This is a genomic window from Candidatus Merdisoma sp. JLR.KK006, assembly GCF_036941035.1.
Classification (GTDB): Bacteria; Bacillota; Clostridia; order Lachnospirales; family Lachnospiraceae; genus Laedolimicola.
This window is the reverse complement of sequence record NZ_JAYMNS010000007.1, coordinates 147,190-166,816: the sequence shown is the minus strand read 5'-3', so window position 1 is coordinate 166,816 and position 19,627 is coordinate 147,190. Positions and strand designations below refer to the sequence as shown.

Annotated in this window: 20 protein-coding genes; all 20 read right to left on the bottom strand. The window is 41.7% G+C overall.

Annotated elements, in window-relative coordinates; genetic code table 11:
- The coding region (locus VSQ61_RS08455; protein WP_334344001.1) for a tetratricopeptide repeat protein at positions 1-1,457 on the bottom strand (1,457 nt) is incomplete at its 3' end.
- A 754-nt stretch (positions 1,458-2,211) separates the two neighbouring features.
- Complete coding sequence (locus VSQ61_RS08450) at positions 2,212-2,805, bottom strand: TRADD-N-associated membrane domain-containing protein (protein ID WP_334344000.1); 594 nt, start codon at positions 2,803-2,805, stop codon at positions 2,212-2,214.
- Positions 2,805-3,386 (bottom strand): SEC-C metal-binding domain-containing protein, encoded by a 582-nt coding sequence (locus VSQ61_RS08445; protein ID WP_334343999.1) that lies wholly within the window; start codon positions 3,384-3,386, stop codon positions 2,805-2,807. The genes VSQ61_RS08450 and VSQ61_RS08445 overlap by 1 nt, the downstream gene beginning before the upstream one ends.
- A 1,561-nt stretch (positions 3,387-4,947) precedes the next feature.
- Positions 4,948-7,464, bottom strand: coding sequence for a tetratricopeptide repeat protein (locus VSQ61_RS08440; protein WP_502877024.1), 2,517 nt, complete (start codon positions 7,462-7,464; stop codon positions 4,948-4,950).
- Positions 7,465-8,484: 1,020 nt separating this feature from the next.
- Positions 8,485-9,258 carry a hypothetical protein gene (locus tag VSQ61_RS08435; RefSeq protein WP_334343998.1) on the bottom strand — a complete coding sequence of 258 codons (774 nt, stop codon included), beginning with the start codon at positions 9,256-9,258 and terminating at the stop codon, positions 8,485-8,487.
- Between the two features lie 14 nt (positions 9,259-9,272).
- The gene (locus VSQ61_RS08430) at positions 9,273-10,133 is read right to left on the bottom strand and encodes a sigma-70 family RNA polymerase sigma factor (protein ID WP_334343997.1); all 861 of its coding nucleotides are present in this window, start codon (positions 10,131-10,133) and stop codon (positions 9,273-9,275) included.
- A gap of 301 nt (positions 10,134-10,434) precedes the next feature.
- A complete protein-coding gene (locus VSQ61_RS08425; protein WP_334343995.1) occupies positions 10,435-10,881 on the bottom strand; it encodes a hypothetical protein in 447 nt (148 codons plus the stop codon).
- Between the two features lie 51 nt (positions 10,882-10,932).
- Positions 10,933-11,142, bottom strand: a complete 210-nt coding sequence (locus VSQ61_RS08420; RefSeq protein WP_334343993.1) for a hypothetical protein — start codon at positions 11,140-11,142, stop codon at positions 10,933-10,935.
- Between the two features lie 175 nt (positions 11,143-11,317).
- Positions 11,318-11,878, bottom strand: coding sequence for a DEAD/DEAH box helicase family protein (locus VSQ61_RS08415; protein ID WP_334343992.1), 561 nt, complete (start codon positions 11,876-11,878; stop codon positions 11,318-11,320).
- Positions 11,871-12,662, bottom strand: a complete 792-nt coding sequence (gene terS / locus VSQ61_RS08410) for a phage terminase small subunit (protein WP_334343991.1) — start codon at positions 12,660-12,662, stop codon at positions 11,871-11,873. Before terS ends, VSQ61_RS08415 begins: the two co-directional genes overlap by 8 nt.
- Before the next feature lie 98 nt (positions 12,663-12,760).
- A complete protein-coding gene (locus tag VSQ61_RS08405) occupies positions 12,761-13,282 on the bottom strand; it encodes a ParB N-terminal domain-containing protein (RefSeq protein ID WP_334343990.1) in 522 nt (173 codons plus the stop codon).
- Positions 13,275-14,423 (bottom strand): phosphoadenosine phosphosulfate reductase domain-containing protein, encoded by a 1,149-nt coding sequence (locus VSQ61_RS08400; protein WP_334343989.1) that lies wholly within the window; start codon positions 14,421-14,423, stop codon positions 13,275-13,277. Before VSQ61_RS08400 ends, VSQ61_RS08405 begins: the two co-directional genes overlap by 8 nt.
- Positions 14,414-15,049, bottom strand: a complete 636-nt coding sequence (locus VSQ61_RS08395) for a ParB/Srx family N-terminal domain-containing protein (RefSeq protein ID WP_334343988.1) — start codon at positions 15,047-15,049, stop codon at positions 14,414-14,416. Before VSQ61_RS08395 ends, VSQ61_RS08400 begins: the two co-directional genes overlap by 10 nt.
- A 129-nt stretch (positions 15,050-15,178) precedes the next feature.
- Complete coding sequence (locus tag VSQ61_RS08390; RefSeq protein WP_334343987.1) at positions 15,179-15,970, bottom strand: phosphoadenosine phosphosulfate reductase domain-containing protein; 792 nt, start codon at positions 15,968-15,970, stop codon at positions 15,179-15,181.
- Positions 15,963-17,348, bottom strand: coding sequence for a sodium:solute symporter family transporter (locus VSQ61_RS08385; RefSeq protein ID WP_334343986.1), 1,386 nt, complete (start codon positions 17,346-17,348; stop codon positions 15,963-15,965). The genes VSQ61_RS08390 and VSQ61_RS08385 overlap by 8 nt, the downstream gene beginning before the upstream one ends.
- Before the next feature lie 199 nt (positions 17,349-17,547).
- Entirely contained in the window at positions 17,548-18,300 is a 753-nt protein-coding gene (locus VSQ61_RS08380) for a hypothetical protein (protein WP_334343985.1), read from the bottom strand.
- A gap of 90 nt (positions 18,301-18,390) precedes the next feature.
- Positions 18,391-18,603: a DUF6011 domain-containing protein gene (locus VSQ61_RS08375; RefSeq protein WP_334343984.1), complete on the bottom strand. Its 213-nt coding sequence runs from the start codon at positions 18,601-18,603 to the stop codon at positions 18,391-18,393.
- Positions 18,604-18,611: 8 nt separating this feature from the next.
- Positions 18,612-18,935, bottom strand: a complete 324-nt coding sequence (locus tag VSQ61_RS08370) for a hypothetical protein (protein WP_334343983.1) — start codon at positions 18,933-18,935, stop codon at positions 18,612-18,614.
- 151 nt (positions 18,936-19,086) lie between these two features.
- Positions 19,087-19,302: a hypothetical protein gene (locus VSQ61_RS08365; RefSeq protein ID WP_334343982.1), complete on the bottom strand. Its 216-nt coding sequence runs from the start codon at positions 19,300-19,302 to the stop codon at positions 19,087-19,089.
- A gap of 4 nt (positions 19,303-19,306) precedes the next feature.
- Positions 19,307-19,618 carry a hypothetical protein gene (locus VSQ61_RS08360; protein ID WP_334343981.1) on the bottom strand — a complete coding sequence of 104 codons (312 nt, stop codon included), beginning with the start codon at positions 19,616-19,618 and terminating at the stop codon, positions 19,307-19,309.
- Between the last annotated feature and the right edge of the window lie 9 nt (positions 19,619-19,627).

Here is a 19,627-nt window from a genome sequence, read left to right as displayed (position 1 = left end):
TCTTTTGCTTTCCTGTATTCTCCCTGCTTACCATACAGCAACGCCAGGTTATTATAGACCGTGGCTGTATCTGGATGCTCCTCTCCCAGTACCTTTTTTCTTATTTGCAAGCTCTTTTCATACAATGCTTCAGCTTTTTTGTATTCTGCTACACGATATAGCAAATAAGCAATAGTTGATATAAAGCTGACTTGTTCCAAGTTATTTTCCATGCCCAGTTTCTCGATGATATTTTCAGCAAATGGAATAAACAAGCGACATTCTAACACTGAACCGCTTTCCGGTATCTCCAAACTCCTTCGACAAGCTTCAATTAATCCAGTATGCCTTTCCATAACAGGCTGACACTTTTCATAAATAAATTGTGCAAACACCGGGTGCAAGGCATAACTCTCCTGACCCATATCAAACTGCAGCCACCCCTTTTGATATAGCCCCATTAGTATATCGTCATCTTCACTGACACTGGCATCTGCCAACAACCATTGATTACATATTTCAGCTGCCAGTGGAATATACGGAAATACCGAAAACGCCTCCAAAATATTCTGTCCATCTTCCATCAACTCAGACAAATTATACAGTGCCTCATAAGATTCTTGGATATTGACAAGTTCCCCATCCTTGCAGAACGCCAACCGGAAACCCTTTTCTTCCAGATCCTCCCTCAACCTTTTCACCGCCCAGAGCTTTGTACGTGCCAAATGAGCCAGGAACTCAACCGTAATGGTATGCCTTCCAGCCAAGTTTTCAATGATATATTCCAGATCAGGAACTTCCTCCAGATTAACTTTCCTTTCACTACCGCCGAACCGAATTTTCTCATAAATTTCTATGCATTGCTCCATTCCAAGAAAACCGATCCGGTATGGCTCAAATTCATCCCCAAAAGAAGCCTGCCGAGATGTCAGAACAATCGCCCCAGGAATACTCCTTAATCTCTGTAAACCCGGTTCAGCTCCCTCTGGCTTGTCTACATTATCAACAAAAAGCAGTAACTTTCCATCAGAAGCCAGATATTCCAATTCTCTCCAGGCCGCTTCCTCATTCTGCTTCGGATCATCCTGCTGCTTAAACTTCAAACAGCTCTGTAGACTGCTGCCCATATCTCCGTTGTACTCTATGTAGCCGATATACCGAAAAGGCCCATTTTCATTGTTTGCATGCTTATTCAGATATTCCTCAAACAGCTTCCTGCAGATATGCGTCTTACCAATCCCACCCATGCCGCTCACCAGAACAGACTTTCTCCCTTCCTCTATCCTCTGGCGTAAGTCCTCCAGCTCCGTTTCACGCCCGGTAAAATAAGCCACCGGTTTTATATTGGCATTATGGGTAACGACAAATTCACGTTCATTATCCTGGAACATTATAATATTTGTAATATTCTGATCACGACCAACATAATCACCATGAAAAGTATTGCCTTTATTTACGTTCTTTGTATCTGGTCCCATTTACGCTGTCCCTCCCCACATATGAGCCATTATATGTATTCCTGCTGCCCTTATTAATCACTTTGGAATGATCATCTTTATTGCCGCAATTAAGTGTTCGCGTAATCTTAAGCACCTTACTGGCTGTGAAAACAGATACCAATAACCCAGCTATGGAACATACCCCACAAACAATATTAAACACATCCATTTTCTATCACTCCTTGTCATTTCTTATCTACCGTTATTATAATATCGGCTAAATTCTTACACAGCTTAAACCTTTGCAATTAACAAATAAAGGCCTGCTATCCTATATCCAGCAAGCCTCTTTATACGCTCTAATTCGCCCATATTTAGTTTTTTACTCCCTCAATGATTTAAAATTATCGTCTCAGCCATTTTCTACCGAATTTGAGCCACTCTGGACGCCACTGAGCATAATTCTCCTTTTTCTCTCCCTCTGTCCATGGCTCTGGAAGGAAAAGGAGGGATGATACCCTGGTATCATCATACTTGCTGCCAGCTGGCAATGTGCTTCTTTCTCTATCTCTCTTTCTTACTCTATCTCTTTCTCTTCGTCACATGAAGTAACAAGAGCGTCACTCAACGTCACACCTTGTCACACTCGTGTCACAATGTGACGCTTTGGGTCCAAAATACGGCTCCCAGCAGGCAGCTACCTCACCTTCCAATCTGCCACAGATTCCCCTTTTGCTTCTCAATGATAAGCGGCAAATTGGCGGCAATACAGAAACCACAGAACATATTTCTATCACTGTTCCTTTTCATTTTCCTCTTTCGACTGCATACGGTTATCTATCAAAACACATTCAATAATATGCTTATACATATCATCATGCTTATCCTGTCCCATTTTATCCACTAAGCGAATCGCTGTCAGATACTTCTCTGTTGTCCCTAATCTCTGATGGTATATATTTAGCTGCTTAATCGCATGTCTATAAAGCCAGAAAAACAACCCAGAAATCACTTCAACTATCGTTCCTGATATGGTTGTTAACAGTAATGCATTTTCTCCAGAAATAACAAATACGGCAATACCAGCAATATAAACTATAAATCCCAGAAAGCAGACTATCAGCGAGGCAGAAAACGCATTTGTTGCCTGTCTTTTGCTGATTATATAATACTCTCTCAATTCACGAACGTTTTTTAGCATCAAGTCAATTACATCATCACTTTTGAATGCCTCACCTATAATTTTATCTGCATCCTCTTGAATTTCCTTTGCCTCTTGCTGATGCTGTTTTTTATCAATCGATGTTTTAAATGTCAGCAAGGCGGATGATGCTATTGCAGATGATATAATACCACTAAGCAATGTATATACTAATTCAGTTATCATCAATATTCCCTCCCGCAGCATTTCTTGTACTTCAATCCCGACTGGCAAGGGCAAGGGTCATTCCGGCCCACTTCCCTATGTAGCATCTCCTGAATCTGCATGATCCTCAGATACATCTCTTTGGGGAGGGCATAAGTTCTGTCAGCAGAAGCACACATAATCCGATCACGCTCATTCAACAGTTCAATAAGTTCTGCCACCAGCGGCGAAGCGGTAAGCGGCTGTCTGATGCTCCCTGTCGGCTCTCCAGAATATACCACCCTATCATCACGCAGGAAAAGGATCTCCCTCTCATCGCAGTCATGGGGTGTAATATCCACAAGCTTCCCCTCTAGGCTTTCCCATACGGCATGAGCCTCCAGCGTTACCGAGATATTCGCCCACTGCCAGACAGCCCAGCCGTTGACCTGCTGCCCGCCATGCTCCCGGACCATCCGCTGGACGTTTGGGAAACATTCATTCATCAAGCCCCACCCTGCTGCCTCAACAGGAATATAAACCGGCGCCGCACCTGGAACCGCACTGCTGCACAACTCCATAATCTTATCCGTAATCTTCGCCGGTGTAGTCTCCCTTTTCATGGAAAATCACTCCCCTCCGCTTTTTACTCCATCATACAGCAAAAAGCTCCAAAAGAAAATAGCAATCTACATATGCCGCCTCCTCCATGCCCTCTAATCGCCCCGTACTGCCCTGTTTCCATGGCTGGCATAAAAATAATCGTCTCTGCCCCAAAAGCAGCAATATGGAACCCCTGCGTGTGCCACGGACCACCCTCCGGCTTTTGCAACGTTGCAATAACGCTCCATTCGTTTTCGCAATCGTGGAAAAGCGAACGCTCGCTTTGGTTCTGGCAGATGGCAGCAGTTGTAAAGCACTCAAAATACGGTATTGCAGGGTTTCCGCTCCCCTTCTTCTACCTATTTGTTTTGAACCATGGAGGATTGCAACGTTCCATTTGTTTTGTTTTTGTTTTTCTAAAAAGCGAACGCTCCCTATTCGTTTTTTGTTTCCTCAAAAGAGTGGGGCGTTCCGTAATATTCCACATTTTATAGTAATTTAGAATCTATGTTCTCCCATTCCCCTGTCCTTGTTCCCTCTGCTGGTTCTCCTATATCCCCATCAGGAAGATGCTTGGCCACACCGTCAACAGATCAGCTGATAAGGCTCTCAATATTCCCTTAACGGCAACAGCCCTTCCCTGGCACTCCAAAAACATAGTCAGATCATCATTCATAAGGGTATTTTTTATTTCCGGCTTGGAGGATAAACTGTACAACAGTTTATAGCTCCGAGCAAAAATAATATATATCTCTTACTCGAACTCTATCTCTTTCTCTGGTGTAGATTTCTCGGAGATTTTGCGTGAGTTTTCTCGGAGATTTCGTGTGAAAAAACTCACACCTTTTCTCACAAGCTTTTGTCTTGCTGTGCAATTACCGCCCTGTCCCCCTTTATCCTCTGGTCATATGCTCGCCGTCTGTCCGCTTCTGTACTGGATTTTGCTATAAAGCTCTGAATATCCACATATAAATCGCCCTATTGTCCAGCATTTCAACAAATGCTAGATTTTGTAACATCTCAAAAGCGTTCTCAAACTCATCATTCAGATACATTCAGATACATTACTACACAATCCGTTGTGACAAATGTCACGACATTTGACGGATAAATGTCCTCAAAATGTCCGGACAAATATCCCAAACCAAAGTACATTGAAAATCCTCCAGCCTGTTTCCTATCATCCCTCAATTTATTCCCACTGCCAGCGCCGAAGAATTGGCCTGCTTCCATATTTTAGCAATTCACTATCAATTGACAACAAATATCAGCACATGAATACAACACATATAAACACATACTACTACAAAAATTGCTGAGTCCAGGAATACTTGATTGAGGATCCTAAACGCCGGATGGTAACGGGTATTTAATCCGAGGAAGAACTTATCTATGTGGCATAAAGCTATTATGCCACCATCAAAGTAAACATATATGATGATCTGTTGAGCAAATTCTTCGCGATTGCTGAAGCTGCTGAATATTTAGCCCAAAAGAAAAGGCATGTGCTTCACTGCATATGCCTTTCATACTACCTGTGCTGTTTTTGTTTGGCCTACTGCCAATCTAGTAAATATATGGTTATTTTTTCATCTGTTCTTCTAACCACTGTTCAAAATCACCTTCTGGATCCCACTTATAAAATGTGTTTTTCATATTTTTATAAACAATTTCTGAATTAGAATGATTTAAACCAAGATTAAAAGTCAATATTTTGTATGCTTTAAAAAAATAAGCCAAAGCAATTTTAAACTCATTCTGACTCATATATACATATGCTATATTATTGTAATCAACTGCTGTATCAAGATGCCCCTCTCTCATAAGTCTTTGCTTAATTTGCAAACTTTTTTTGAATAGTTCTATAGCTTTCCCATATTCCTTTTGTTCCAAATACATATGTGCCAATTTGTTATATTTATCTACCATATCTGGATGCTCCTCACCTAAGAGCCTTTTATTAATTTGCAGACTTTTTTCATATAATTCTTCCGCTTTTTTGTATCTTCCTTGACTCTTATACACATATGCTAAACTATTATAACTCTCTAATGTATCAAAATGTTCCTCGCCTAATACCATTTCACGAATCCGTAAACTTTTTTTATAAAATTCTACAGCATTCTCATACTCAGCCTGATATGCATATATAGTTGCTAAGTTATTATAGCTGATTGCTGTATTTGGGTGTTCCTTTCCGAAAACCTCCTCATTAATTTGTAAACTCTTCTCATAAAATTCTTTTGCTTTTCTATAATTCTTTTGCGCTGTATAAACACATGCCAGTCTGCTATAACCAGTTGCCGTTTCTGGATGTTTCTTTCCCAAGGCCTTTTCCAGAATTTTTAATTCTCTTCTACATAATATTTCCGCTTTCTCATACTCCTTCTTTTGTCTAAAATATACACTTGCCAAATTACCATAACTAACCGCCGTGTCTGGGTGTTCCTTGCCAAGCTTTTTTTCACGAATCTTTAAGCTTTTTACATACAGTTCTTCCGCTTTCCCGTATTCTCTTTGACGTACATACACTCCTGCCAGATTATTATAAACATCTGCTGTATCTGGATGTTCTTCACCTAACACCCTTTTATCAATTTGCAAGCTTTTTCGATACAGTTCTTCCGCTTTCCCATATTTCCCTTGTTCCTTATATATGTGCGCCAAATTATTATAACAAATTGCCGTTTTCAGATGTCCTTCCCCAAATATCCTCTCACGAATCTGTAAACACTTTTTGTACAGCTCTTTCGCTTTCTCATATTCCCCTTGTTCCTCATACATATATGCCAAATTATTATAACTATTCAATGTATCTGGATGCTCTTCTCCAAGCACCCTTTCACGAATTTGTAGACTTTTTTCACATAATTCTTTCGCTTTTCTAAACTTTCCTTGATTTTTATATACTCCTGCTAAATTATTATAGCTAGTTGCTGTTTCCGGATAATTCTCCCCCCATATATCTTTACAAATTTTTAAATCTATTTTACACCATTTTTCTGCCCTTTTATTTTCTGCAACATATTGGCACAAATAAGAAAGAGCACCAATAACTTTGACCTTCTCTTCTCCTTTTATCATGTCTACCTTTTCAATTATGTTTTCTGCAAAAGAAATAAACTTTTGGCATCTTAACACAGAACCATCCATTGGTATTTCTAAACTTTTTTGACATGCTTTTATTAACCTTTGATGTTTTTCTGCTCTTGGTCTGTATTTTTCATAAACAAACTGCGCAAACACCGGATGAAGAACATAGCTCTCCTGATCAATATCAAACTGTAACCATCCCTTTTGATACAGTCCCATCAAGATATCGTCATCCTCACTTGCTCCTACATCCGCAAGAAGCCATTCATTACATGTCTCTGCAGCCAAAGGAATATATGGAAACACGGAAAATGCCTCCAGAATATTCTGCTCCGCTTCTGTCAGTTCAGACAGATCATATAGTTTTTCATATGATTCCTGGATATTGACAAGTTCCCCATCTTTATGAAATTCCAAACAAAACCCCTTTTCCTCCAGTTCCTCTCGCAGCCTTTTTACCGTCCAGTGTCTTGTCCATGCCAAATGAGCCAGAAATTCAACCGTAATAGTGTGCTTCCCGGCCAGCTTCTCTATGACATATTCCAAATCCTGTTCTTCCTCTGGTCTGACTTTTCTCCCACTGTCCTTAAACCGAATTTTCTCATAAATCTCTTTGCATTGCTCCATGTTAAGAAAACCGATCTGGTACGGCTCAAATTCATCACCGAATGAAGCCTGCCGGGAAGTCAATACTACAGCTCCAGGAATCCCCTTCAATCGTTCCAGACCAGAATCTTCCCCTATCGGTTTGCCCACATTATCCACAAACAGCAGCAGCTTCCCATCTGCTGCTAGATACTCCAGTTCCCTCCAGGCCGCTTCCTGGTTCTGCTCTGGACTGCTCTGCCGCTTAAACTTTAAACAGTTCTGCAGGCTGCTGCCCATATCACCATCATATTCAATATAGCCAATATGACGAAATGGTCCGTTCCCATCCTTAGCATGATAATTTAAATATTCCTCAAACAGTTTCCTACAAATATGCGTCTTTCCAATCCCTCCCATACCGCTCACCAGGACAGACTTTCTTCCTTCCTCTATCCTCTGACGAAGCTCCTGCAGCTCTGTTTCACGGCCAGTAAAATAGGACACCGGCTTTATATTAGCATTATGCGTGACAACAAACTCCCGCTCTGACTCCTGATACATTGTAATGTACAGGTCACGGCCAACATATGGACCATTAAAAACACAATTTTTATTTTTGTTCACCACTTCCGGTCTCATTTATACTATCCCTCCCCACATATGAGCCATTATATGTATTCCTGCTGCCCTTATTAATCACTTTGGAATGATCATCTTTATTGCCGCAATTAAGTGTTCGCGTAATCTTAAGCACCTTACTGGCTGTGAAAACAGATACCAATAACCCAGCTATGGAACATACCCCACAAACAATATTAAACACATCCATCTTCTGTCCCCCTTTATCATCTTCTATCTATTTCCATTATAATATTCTTTAAGCAGGCAGGCAACCAAAACAGCTTTTCGCCAAACAAATAAAGGCCTGCTGACCTATATCCAGCAAGCCCCTTTATACTCTCTGATTCGCCTATATTTAGTTTTTTACTCTCTTAATGATTAAATCGTCTCAGCCATTTTCTACCGAATTTGAGCCACTCTGAACGCCACTAAGCATAATTCTCCTTTTTCTCTCCCTCTGCCCATGGCTCTGGAAGGAAAAGGAGGGATGATACCCTGGTATCATCATACTTGCTGCCAGCTGGCAATGTGCTTCTTTCTCTATCTCTCTTTCTTACTCTATCTCTTTTTCTTTCTCTTACTCTATCTCTTCGTCACATGAAGTAACAAGAGCGTCACTCAACGTCACATCCTGTCACATGGCTGTCACAATATGACGAATTGACAGCATAATTTTAGTATTTTGGCCATTCTCGATGCCATAATTGAGCCATTTTGGAGAGCTTAATGCTGTTACTCAAATTGCTGATATCTTCTTGGACCTTCATCACCTTAAACATAAAAACAGGGCATATCTGAATGATACACCCTCGAATCTTATAAATTGAACATCATTGCCGCAAGCCTTCTTTCATTCTCCCGAATATCTGCGTAAATTGTACTTTCACAGCACTCATATTCTTCAGCAATGGCAGCAACAGGAACACCAGCAAGGCATTTCTCCAACACTTTCATTTTTCGTATATCCGTATCAATGTGGGTATGTTCATCATTACAGTAACCGGAGTATACTTCTACTGCATCTGCGAACACCTCCAAAATATCCATTGTAAGCTGCCTGCCCCTTTCTACGGTCTCCCTCTCTCTTTTCCCGGGAAACAGGCAAAGGACATAATCCCCTGCCATGGCAGAGAAAAGCCTGCTGCCATCCACCAGCCTACAGGCAACTGCCTCTTTATCTCCCAGATGTTCCATCACTGCTGGTATACCAATGCAAAGTAACAATATTTCATCCATACACCTGTTGATATAATTCAATACAGTTTCTTTTGTCACTCCCAGCTTTGTTCCTATTGCCTTATTACCAATATGAACCTCCAGCATATATCGGTAGACAAAAGCATTATATTTGTCCCTTGCGTGTCCGCCATGGCAGCCAGAAACATATTCCCGGTAGTCTCCAAGCAGCCTTTTCAATACCTCTGCATTTCTTCCCTCTCGATATCCTGCAAAGGCATTTTTCAGCACTTTCTTGCATCGTTGCACATCTTCCGGCATAATGCCCTGGAGCATGGCAGCAGGAACAGGGAATAGTTTTACTTTCCGGCTCTCTCTATATTCTCTTGCAAAGTAATCATAAAAGTATGCCAATCCCATCACCTGCCTTAGAGTAAAAACTCACTTCCCATATTATCAATTTCCTCCATGTCCACATAATCATTCAGCCTTCGGGGATCTACATGGTACCCCTCCCACATGAAGCTTTCCAGCTTTTCCTTATGCTTTGAATGGAGTATTCTATAAAAGCCCTTATTTATGCGTTCATCAACCGCCTGCCTGCTACACCCAAATATTTTAGCAGTCTTGGTATAACTGTTCCGTTGATAATATGCACACCTTATCATTAAGGCCGTTTTATCATCCAGAATAGAAAGGGCAGCCTCCAATTCTTCATGCAATTCCCTCTGATATTCACTACTGCCGGCCAGCTTTTCAATTTTTTCATCTGTTGAAAGCATGTCAAGAAGGCTGCTATCTCCATCATCTGATATGTATTCGTCAAGGCTTCTGGTCCTCATATTCAACAGAACCTTCTCCAAATGACAGAGGGAACGGGAAGAAATATGTAATGCTCTCTGTATTTCCTCCGTATCCGGCTCTCTATGAAATTTCTCTCTATATTCCTGCTTGAATGCAGACAGTTTCCGCATTCTTGTTTTAAGGTACTCCGGAATACGGACCATATAGGTATTCAGGCCATTATAACGGTAAACAGCTTTTCGGATGCCATATTCTGCATAGGTTAAGAACTTAACCCCTTGTCCAATATCAAATGAATGGGCTGCCTCTACCAGACCAATAAACCCTTCCTGTAAAAAATCACTAAGGTCCTGCCTATCACAGTTCCCAACATACTTTTTTATGCATTTCACTACAAAGCCCTTATTCTTCTGCCAGAGCCTCTCCTGGTTAGTCGTGATCTCTATGCCATTTTGTATCTGTTCAACAATCTCCTCGTTTGACATAGCGCAGAATCTCCTTTACAACAGGCTCGTCAGAAAACCATATCACATCCATAAAAGCCTTTCCGTTGCAGCAGTCAGGCTTTTTTATTTCCACCTCTTTTTAAACGTCTACTTTTCATTTATTTTTTTTCTATATCCTATGGTAAACTTTATATATCTGTAGCTGTGTGGCTACATATAAAATTCAAAATTTTGCAAAGTAGTGTAGCTGTGCAGCTACATATAATTTTTCAAAATCAGCCCTTTATGTAGCTGTACGGCTACATATGCATGTAGCTGTGTGGCTACACGCAAAATAAAATTACCTGCTCCCCGGCTCCCATGCCTGCCACCTGTCCGAAAACCGGTAGATACTTTTCCGCCTTTGCCATGCTCCGCTTGATACTTTTTCAATAAAGCCGATATCACACAATGCTTTCATATCCCGATAAAAATTAGGGTGCATTGACGGCTTGTATAGTCCGTATCTCTGTACTGCTGCCCAATTCAAATAAAATAATTCCTCGCCCTTCAGCTGCTCCATATCGGGATAATCCCTCTCCGGTTTCCGTTTACCATAGTATTGGGCCTTACAACAGACATAGAGCATCTTCTGGCGATCCGTCAGAAATGCGAATGCCTCAGATGTCAACATACTCTCATAAATGTTTGCAGAAGTGTCCGCTTTGTAACTGCCAGAAGCATCCATATACATTTCTCCCCTCGATTCCCACTTCTTGGGTACATATTTCTTTTTCCGTCTGCCCATGCTCCTGCTCTCCTATCTTGCCTTCAGCACAAAGCGGTATTCCCCCTGATCTTATACTTCGTTGTGTTCATCACACCAGCGGTCAAATTTTACTCTGTCCACGAGCACCCTTTTCCCGACTTTAAACAAAGAGCCTGTCACCTCCGCCATTTCCCTCGCCTTGCATAGCCCGATACTGGCATAAATGCCAAATTCATCTATGCTCAGCAGCCGCTTGTCTGATAAGGTTACCATTGTATCAGCTTTTTCTCTTGCAACCATTTGAAAACCTCCTATTCCTTTTTGTCTTTGTACTTTCGCTTTTGTAATATAAAATCATGTAAAGTGATATAAGCATTATAGCAAATAGCACTTTTCCTTCATTTTAAAACCACATGATAGAAGGTGATAGATAAGCCCATTAATTTTCCAAAATGAATGGGAACAAAAGTACAGGTTAACAAATTTCAACAAATATCTTGTCAAGCACTTTTTTCAAAAATACACCACCTTTTCCCCATACACCAATTTTGACACCACTACCCAAACCGTTTGACACCATAAGATATAGCTTAATACAAATACGTCTCTTAGAAATGCCGTCATATATTGGTTGATAAGAAAACACAACTATAGATACACCAATCATGTAGATATATGTTTTGGTCCATTTAAGAATTGATGAGAGCAAAGGAGACTTACTCATCCATTTGCTGGCCTCGGACCACAACACATCATAAAGCTGCTGTTTTGTAGGAGCAGTTGCCACAATCCTTGGATATGGATGGCAACACAGAAACCACAGCAAAGCTACTGCTTCCAAACCTGTTTTTCCAACACCTTGACCAGATTTAACTGCCACCTTCGGATTCTGTGCTAAATCCGTCAATACTTCTTTTTGCCAATCATCAGGTTCAAAAAGCAATACTTCCCTGGCAAACAAAACAGGATTTTTGCGATATTCTGGTATTTTCTTCTGAAAGAATCTTTTCCGCAGGGAACTTGAATTTTCATTCATTGTTCCCCACCTCATCTCCCATAACAGCCGCAATCCAATCATCAACTACAGCATTTCCAACACTTTCACTCTCTACTTTTGCTTTCTCCATTCGGTATTTATACAAAGCTTCAATTGCCCTTGTCTTTGCCCTTTGGACTTTCGTCAGCTCGGCCTCCAGTGTCATTATGCTGTTCATTACAGGCTCCGTATTTGTAACACTTGTTTCCGTTACTTTCTTATATTTTCCAGAAGCAATACTTTCTCCATCAAAATCCGTTATATCTTCTACTTTTTTTGTTTTTGATACCGCTTTTACGGCAAGCCCACGGTTTTCTTCCTCCAAGTCCCGATATTTCTTGATGCTTTTCATAAGCCTGCGTTCACGGACAGAGAACATTTGCAGCTGCATAATCAATTGTTGTTCTTCAACATCCTCCATACTGTCAATCAAGTACAGTTCATCTTCTTCCAGAGTATCCCAATACACCTGAGAGAAAGCACCATGCGTTTCTGCATTTTTATTACGAAGCGGAGTAGCACCACCCTTTGAGCCTTTTGCATTCCGATTACCGGGCTGTCCGCCTCGTTTCCTTTTTTGCAACGTTGCATCATTTTTAGAATCATCTTTTGCAACGTTGCATTGATTTTTTTTTTGGGGGTTTTCTCCCCATTTTCCCCTATTTTTCCAACTGCGAATTGTCCCCTCTGGTATGCCGAGTTTTTTAGCAATGTCAACAAGTTTCATCCCTTTTTTGAACATCTTCTCGGCCTCGGCTTTTTTCTCGTTTGATGCCCTCGGCATATCACCACCTCTCTCCATTCGTTTTTGTTTTAATAAAAACGAGGAAGTGCAACACACTCCCTCACGGTTTCGCCATACGAATACTATTTGTTAAAACATTAAATCTTCGTTATAAACTCCGCTTTTGAAAAGCCCTGATTTGGCTTGATCATCATTCTCAGGAAGTCTTCTTTGGAGAAATCCGAGAGCCGGAATACTTCCTCCGGGCGCATTCCAAGCTGCTTTCCGATTTCCTCTACTGTTTTTCCCTCACCGATAAGCTCCTTTACAATGGCTTTCATAGGCTCCAGTAAATGTGTACCCCTTGCCCTATTGTGAGTAACTGTTCCGTAAATATTCCCAGCCTTGTCTTTATGCTCGACAATGACAATGGGAACCTTCCCTTCTAGCAAGGTTTGCAAGGGGTCTTCTCCTGCAATAGTCCAACGATGAAATCCATCAATAATCGTAAAATCTGGCCTTACTACAATTGGTAACGTCCATCCATTGGCCAATATAGACTGCTTCAGCAAGTTCAAGTTTTGTTTTGATACCTTATTCGGGTTGTAATCATTGGGTTTCACAAACTCTCGGTCTACCCATCGGAGTGTTGACAATGGGTTGGCTATCCTACTATCCATTTGCCATTCCCTCCTTTTTCTTTGCCTTCTCAGCATATTTTCCATATATCCTCTGATACAAGGCCCTGAGTGTACGAAGCTTTGGATCCCCGGAAATAAGCCCTTCATAAATTGCTCTGCAATCTTTATTATCCACAATCGTGGATACACTCAAAAAAAATCTTCGATATCTATCAGCTATATACCACTTATGCCTAGTTTGAAAATTACCATCCATATCAGAAAACAGTTCTAAAAGGGCTGCTTTATAGTCTTTCTCCGCATTTCCCCTCTCATTCTGCTTTCTAGCAACTGAATTCCTTCCAAACATCTCACTGTCCCAATATAACGCTGCAAGATAAGTGTTAGGTTCACGTCGTATTATCCTTTCCATAAGGTCTGGATAATACTCGTTCATCTTTACAAGGCTTCTGGCCGTATCAATAGAAAAAAACTGTGATACTCTAAGCTGTCCTTTTCGTGTACCGGATTGCCAAAGAAACAAGTAAATCTCTGGTATATCAATCTTTTCTTTAAGAAGATACAGCCACACATCATTATTGGTCCAATCATAAATCGGAAACACCTGTTGTCTTTTACTCATAGACTTTCCGGCCCCAAGCATAATAGCCACATTTCGCAACCGTTGAATGGACTCTGCTGTCCTGATTCCTGTAATTGTGATCCCACCAGCACTTACTCTAGGCAAAAAGTCCTGATATGTATCCACACGAGGATGTAACAACGGATGATTTCGGATAGAAAATGCCAGAGGCTGTCTTACCCAGACATCTTTTTTATATCTATCCCAGCAGACAAAACTTTCATCGTTGGATAGTTCATTAAAGCAATTGTAATGCTTCACTTCCAGGCAGAACCACTCAAACTTTGCTCCAACTAATATGAATTTCCTCCGCCACTCCTTTACCTTTTCTTCTATACATGGGAAAATGGCTTCTTCATCAATAAATTGTACAATAAGCTGTGATGGATTAATTTCCCCTGCCTGTATCAGATTCATTACAAGTTGGGCCAAACACAGGCTGTCCTTTCCACCGCTGAAGGACATATAAACCGGAAGCCCGTTTCGGAACACATTCCTAATCCTGATCTTTCCAGCTTCTACCACATCAATGCTGGCCTGACATCTCTTTATAGCCATATCTTCTCACCGCAGTTCGGACAAACAACGAATTTTCTTATCTCGGTGGAATCTTCGTTATCTGATTCTAGCTCCTGATGGTCTGCCGCATCCGTTTCCTGCTCTGCCTGTCCTTCCCCCTGCCCTGGTTCCATCCTCTGCGTCTGCTGCTCTTTCTTCTTTGCATTTTCTCTGATGTTCCGGATTTCCTCTTCATCAAGAGTGCCATACTCAGAGAGTTTTTTTGTGACATCCTCTGCTTCTGATACCATCTGTTTCAATATCTCTTCATCAAATCCAGGAATATCCAAATCTCCATGCAAATCTTCCAAAAAGCTGTTCAGCGTTTCCAGGTTCTCTATTCCCAGACTGAAAATCTTATTGTCAGCTATCATAAGCTTCTTTTTCTGGTTTTCAGTGAGATTATCGTAGCGGTACACATCCGCAGTGTCCTTCCCCATTGCAATCAGCGTGTCATAAAGGCCATTGCCTGCCAAAATAACATTCTCTTCATCCACAACAATTGGCCTGATCTGTCCAAACATCTCCACGCTCCGGCGAAATTCCTTCAACTGTTGCTCAGTGTGTATCCTGACATTTTTCTCCGGCTTCACAAGGTCAGCCAGTTTCATTGTGATTACTTCCATGCTCGCATCCTCCTAATCTGATTTTGGAGGAGCAGTACGACATATGCTTTTCTATCTATGCTATCTGCAAATAGCAAAAAGACAGCTATTGCCGACACTTGCCCGCAAGCGCTGTCAATAGTAAACATTTTAAGTTTGCTGCATTTTTTCCAGAAATTCTTTTGCGCTCTGGAAATACTCTGCTGCTTCGGTCACGATGGAGCTGTCTATCTCATAGATTTCTGCCCATGCGTTCTCTGTGCTCCCGGTCCACTGTCTTGCCGGCCATGGATGTGTGCCGCAAAGATATCCGTTCTTCCAGTCGTAGATCGGCGGCATCTCCAAGTTGTAATAATGAATGAATGCCAACAGCTGTTCGTGTGTCCAATCGGAAAGAGGACTGTATCTCGTTACTCCCTGACCATTGGTGTAAATATTGTCTCCCTTGCCGACATAATTCCCGTCTGCTCTCCTTCTTCCTAGGAGCAGCACATCCAACTGGTTCTCTTTATAATACTTTACCTGCCCTCTATGCTGAACAATCTGGAACCATAGCGCTGCATACTTGCTATCTTGTGGGAAAAGCATATTCGGACGGGCAACCAGCCATTTCATATCCTGTCCCGTGTTGATTACAGCCAATTCTGGAGGCTTATTAGCATTCACCCATTCTGTAAATGCTTTATACTCCAAATTGCAAATAACAAGCACGCAGGAGGTTATCCCTGCCATGCGGCAGATTTCTCCTAGCACCAGGGAATCTTTTCCGCCGCTCCATGCATAGGCAGCTTTCTTCCCTTTGGTTTTCTTCTTAATTTCCTTCACAGTCTTATCTACCAACTGATCCAGTTCTTTCCTGCTTACTATCTGCTCGATCTTTTCAAGAGCTTCTATCCAATCAGAGTTTTTAATCCTCTGCTTTCTTCCAAGTGCATCACTCACGATTTACACCTCTCATTCTGCTTACTGCCAGAACAACTGCTCCAGAGAGAATTACCGCCAGAAGACTGCCGGCTGTCTTATAAGCTGCAATGCCCTGTATATTCCCATATCCGAATATCGGCAGACCAATTACCATGGCGGCGATAATTCCTGCCACTATGCCCTGCGGTGCCAACCTTACACCTTTGAGAGTAAGAATCGTTGGTAGCAACGTGGATGCCCTGAGTGTTCCGTACATCAGGAAAAGGTGTGTTACTGTAAGCCCTGGAATATTAGCAACGGCAATACCAGCGGTCAGCAGCAAAATCATGGAGAGTTTCGTTTTTCTAATTGTATTTTTTCGAAAAATGTCTGTTGTGAGGGAAGATACTGCGCATAAGTTACTGTCAATCGTCGACAGCAGACCGGAAATAATCATAAACAAAAACGGGATTACCGCCCAAAATGGAAATAGTGTGCTTATCAGTTCAAAATTGATTACCCCGATATCCACCGCAACATATCCCATGCCAACACCGATAAATCCGAGGAGCCCCATCGACAGTGGCACAATACCAAACAGCAAGGCTCCTACCAGAAACGCCCTGCCGATCCTGTCCTTTTTGACGCTGAAAGCCCTCTGCCAAAAGCACTGATCTCCAAACGGCCCGGATATAAGCCCGATTGTAGTCGGAAGCCCGAAACCAAGAAAAATTTCCCAGCCTTTTGCCGAGAACAGGCATCCGGCATCCCCCGTGACCCCTCTAAAACCCGTAAGTAGCGTTTCCTGCCCTCCACCATTCTTTACACCAAAAGCCACAAAACAAATGCTTACGGCCAACATGAACACCATCTGAATGGCATCTGTCAGTATCGAGGCTTTTATCCCGGAAAACTGGGAATAGGAATAGGCGATTACTGCCATAATTACCGTCATGGCTGCAAAAGGAATTCCAGACAACATACTCAAAATCTTACTGCCGGCCAGCAGCTGCACTCCGGTGGATAATACCGACAATGCGCCGAGCTGGAACAGATACATGTTTTTCACAGCTTTGGAATGATATTTCCCATACATATAGCCGGACAACGTAATTCCCTCCGGCATTTCTTCCCTTATCTTCTCTGCAAAGGGAATGAACAGTATCAGGCAAAGTACATTCGGTACCAGGAACCAGAAGAGCCCTGCAAAGCCCTTTGTATATGCATTCTCGGTTGACGTGAACAGCGCCGGCGCCCATATCCATGTGGCGGCTATGCTCAGCGCAGATATTCCCCATCCGATATTTCTATTCCCGACACAAAATTTTTCAACACTGCCCTCTTTTTTTGTCATAAGTACCGTTGTCCCAAGCATTACTACTGCATAGGCCAGCAGCACAATCAAAGTATAATTCATGGTATTCCTCCTTTTTTTCTTCTGGAGGAGCCCTCATGCTATCCTCTTCCTGCTCCCTCTCCTTTCCCGGAAAAATTGCACGAAAAAGGAAGCCCGGAATACTACCAAGCTTCCCCGACGTTCGATTTAGAATTTTACGAGTACAATTTTCCCACTTTTGTATTGTAATGTCAATGGAAAGTTTTTTGAGCCGGAGGATTTATCGAACGTTCAATCCGTCCACCCCAAAAATGAGCGCCGTCAGCCTCTCAATCCCTACCCGGAGATCCGAATATACACTATCCTTAGAAATATTCTGCTTTTCCGCAATCTCCTTAGCCGATAGTGTATCCTCAGCCATATACATATCCCATACCACATTGTACCGGCGTAGATCAATCTCCCTATTGGTGGACCTGTCGCAGTATGAATAGTACAATCCGAACATAGTTTCAATATGGGATACTATAATAGCCGTCCTGGTTGCACTGTTCTTTATGCTCTGGATGATAACCTCGTCATTGTAGATAGACATCATGGATTCCAGAATATCCAATGCCGACTCCTTCATCTGCGTCCGGCCAAAAACGGAATTCTCTGCATGCTCCTTCAACATATGATAGTTCCGCAGAAGAAGCTTGGTATTGCGAAGCCGCTTATCGGCCCGATGGCTGTACTCCCTTTTCCGTTCCTGCTCAAAAGTCTTTAAAGCCTCCTTTGCCCCAATCGTAGCCGCTTTCTCATATATTTCACGCAGTTCTGTAGCCGAGAGACTAACGATTTTCTCCGGCTTCGGTTTTTCCTCAGCTTTGCATTTTTGTTCCTGGGTCTGCCTTTCCGCATGATTGTGCAGAGCTTCTGCTACCACATCGGGCGAAATTCCCATTTCTGCGGCAATCCTCTCAGTTCCCCAGCCGGCCGTTCTGAGTGCTACCACCTTTCTGGTATCAATATTTTTGTTGTCTGTTTTCATGTAATCGCCCTCCTGATTCTATTTCAATTTATATCAGATTATGTTATAATCTAATTGTCTGTTGGAGGGTTGCGAAAGCACTCTCCTTTTTCATTGCTCTAAAAACGTCATCAGATAATCTTCTATGGACATCTGCCCTGGAAGATTATGACTGATAACCTTTCTCGCTGGTGCCAGTGTATCTGCATCTCTATGGCCTATATGTGGAGTAATGTCAAATTTCCTTTTATAGCAGACTGGCCCATATCCAAGTTCCCGACTCTTTAGATTCCTTAATTTTCTTCCACAGATTAAACACCTCATAATTATCCTCATCTCTTTCTAGTATGTCTATATTTTGCTGCTAGAACTATAGCATCTTCACCCACGTCATCAGATTGCTCTTTCTTAGCCAATTTCTTTTTACACTTTTCTAATACCATATCATAATCGTATCCGATTTGTTCAGAAAGCCTATCTGCTATTTTTATAAACTTTTTCCGATAATATGCCTGATACTGAATATCTTCAACTTTTACTTCATCCAGGAGCCTTATATAATCATGCAGCATACAGATAATCAAAACAATGTCACCATAGCTACAGCTTACAGCATAGTCACACATCAAACGAAGATTGATAGCTTTTTCAATCATTACCTGCTTTTCTTCCTCTGTGGACATCTCCTTTTTAACTTCATCAAGGAATTGGAAAAGAAACCATAACTGTTCTTTCCTATCTACCCTAGTTCACCTCCAACTTTATCTTTACATATTCCCAAATTACCCTTCCCATTACTGCCAGTTCCTAATTATGTGTAGCATTAAAATTTTCAATCGCCCATTTATTCCCTGTAGCCTCCACCGCAATTCGTGTACGTTCCTGATGCGAAATTTTACTTAAAGGAATGCTTTTTATTGCCTCTATCGTTCCACACTTATCGCAAATCATTGTTTTATTGTCAATTCTTGATAATGCTAATAACCTCGGAAAACTCCTTCTACACTTTGGACATATCTTCATCTTCCTACCTCCTATTGGCCTTCTTAGTTTTTTCAATCTCTACCAGTGATGGTAAAATCACAGATTTTTTTATTCCTTCGGCCAGCTCTTTCGCACCAGGGTTTCCCCGCTCCAATTCATCTGCAAGATGCCGTAGAATTAATACTATCAACCCTGCATCCAATTTTGCATATGGGTTTATTGCATTAATGATATTTTCCGAATAATATTGAAGCCCCCTCTCAATCAATTTCATAGCCTCTGGTGTCTTTCCGCTAGCTATTAACTTATTCCCACGGTCCACATAACTGCTCATTCTTTTTTCTATAATTTTCATTTTATTCTC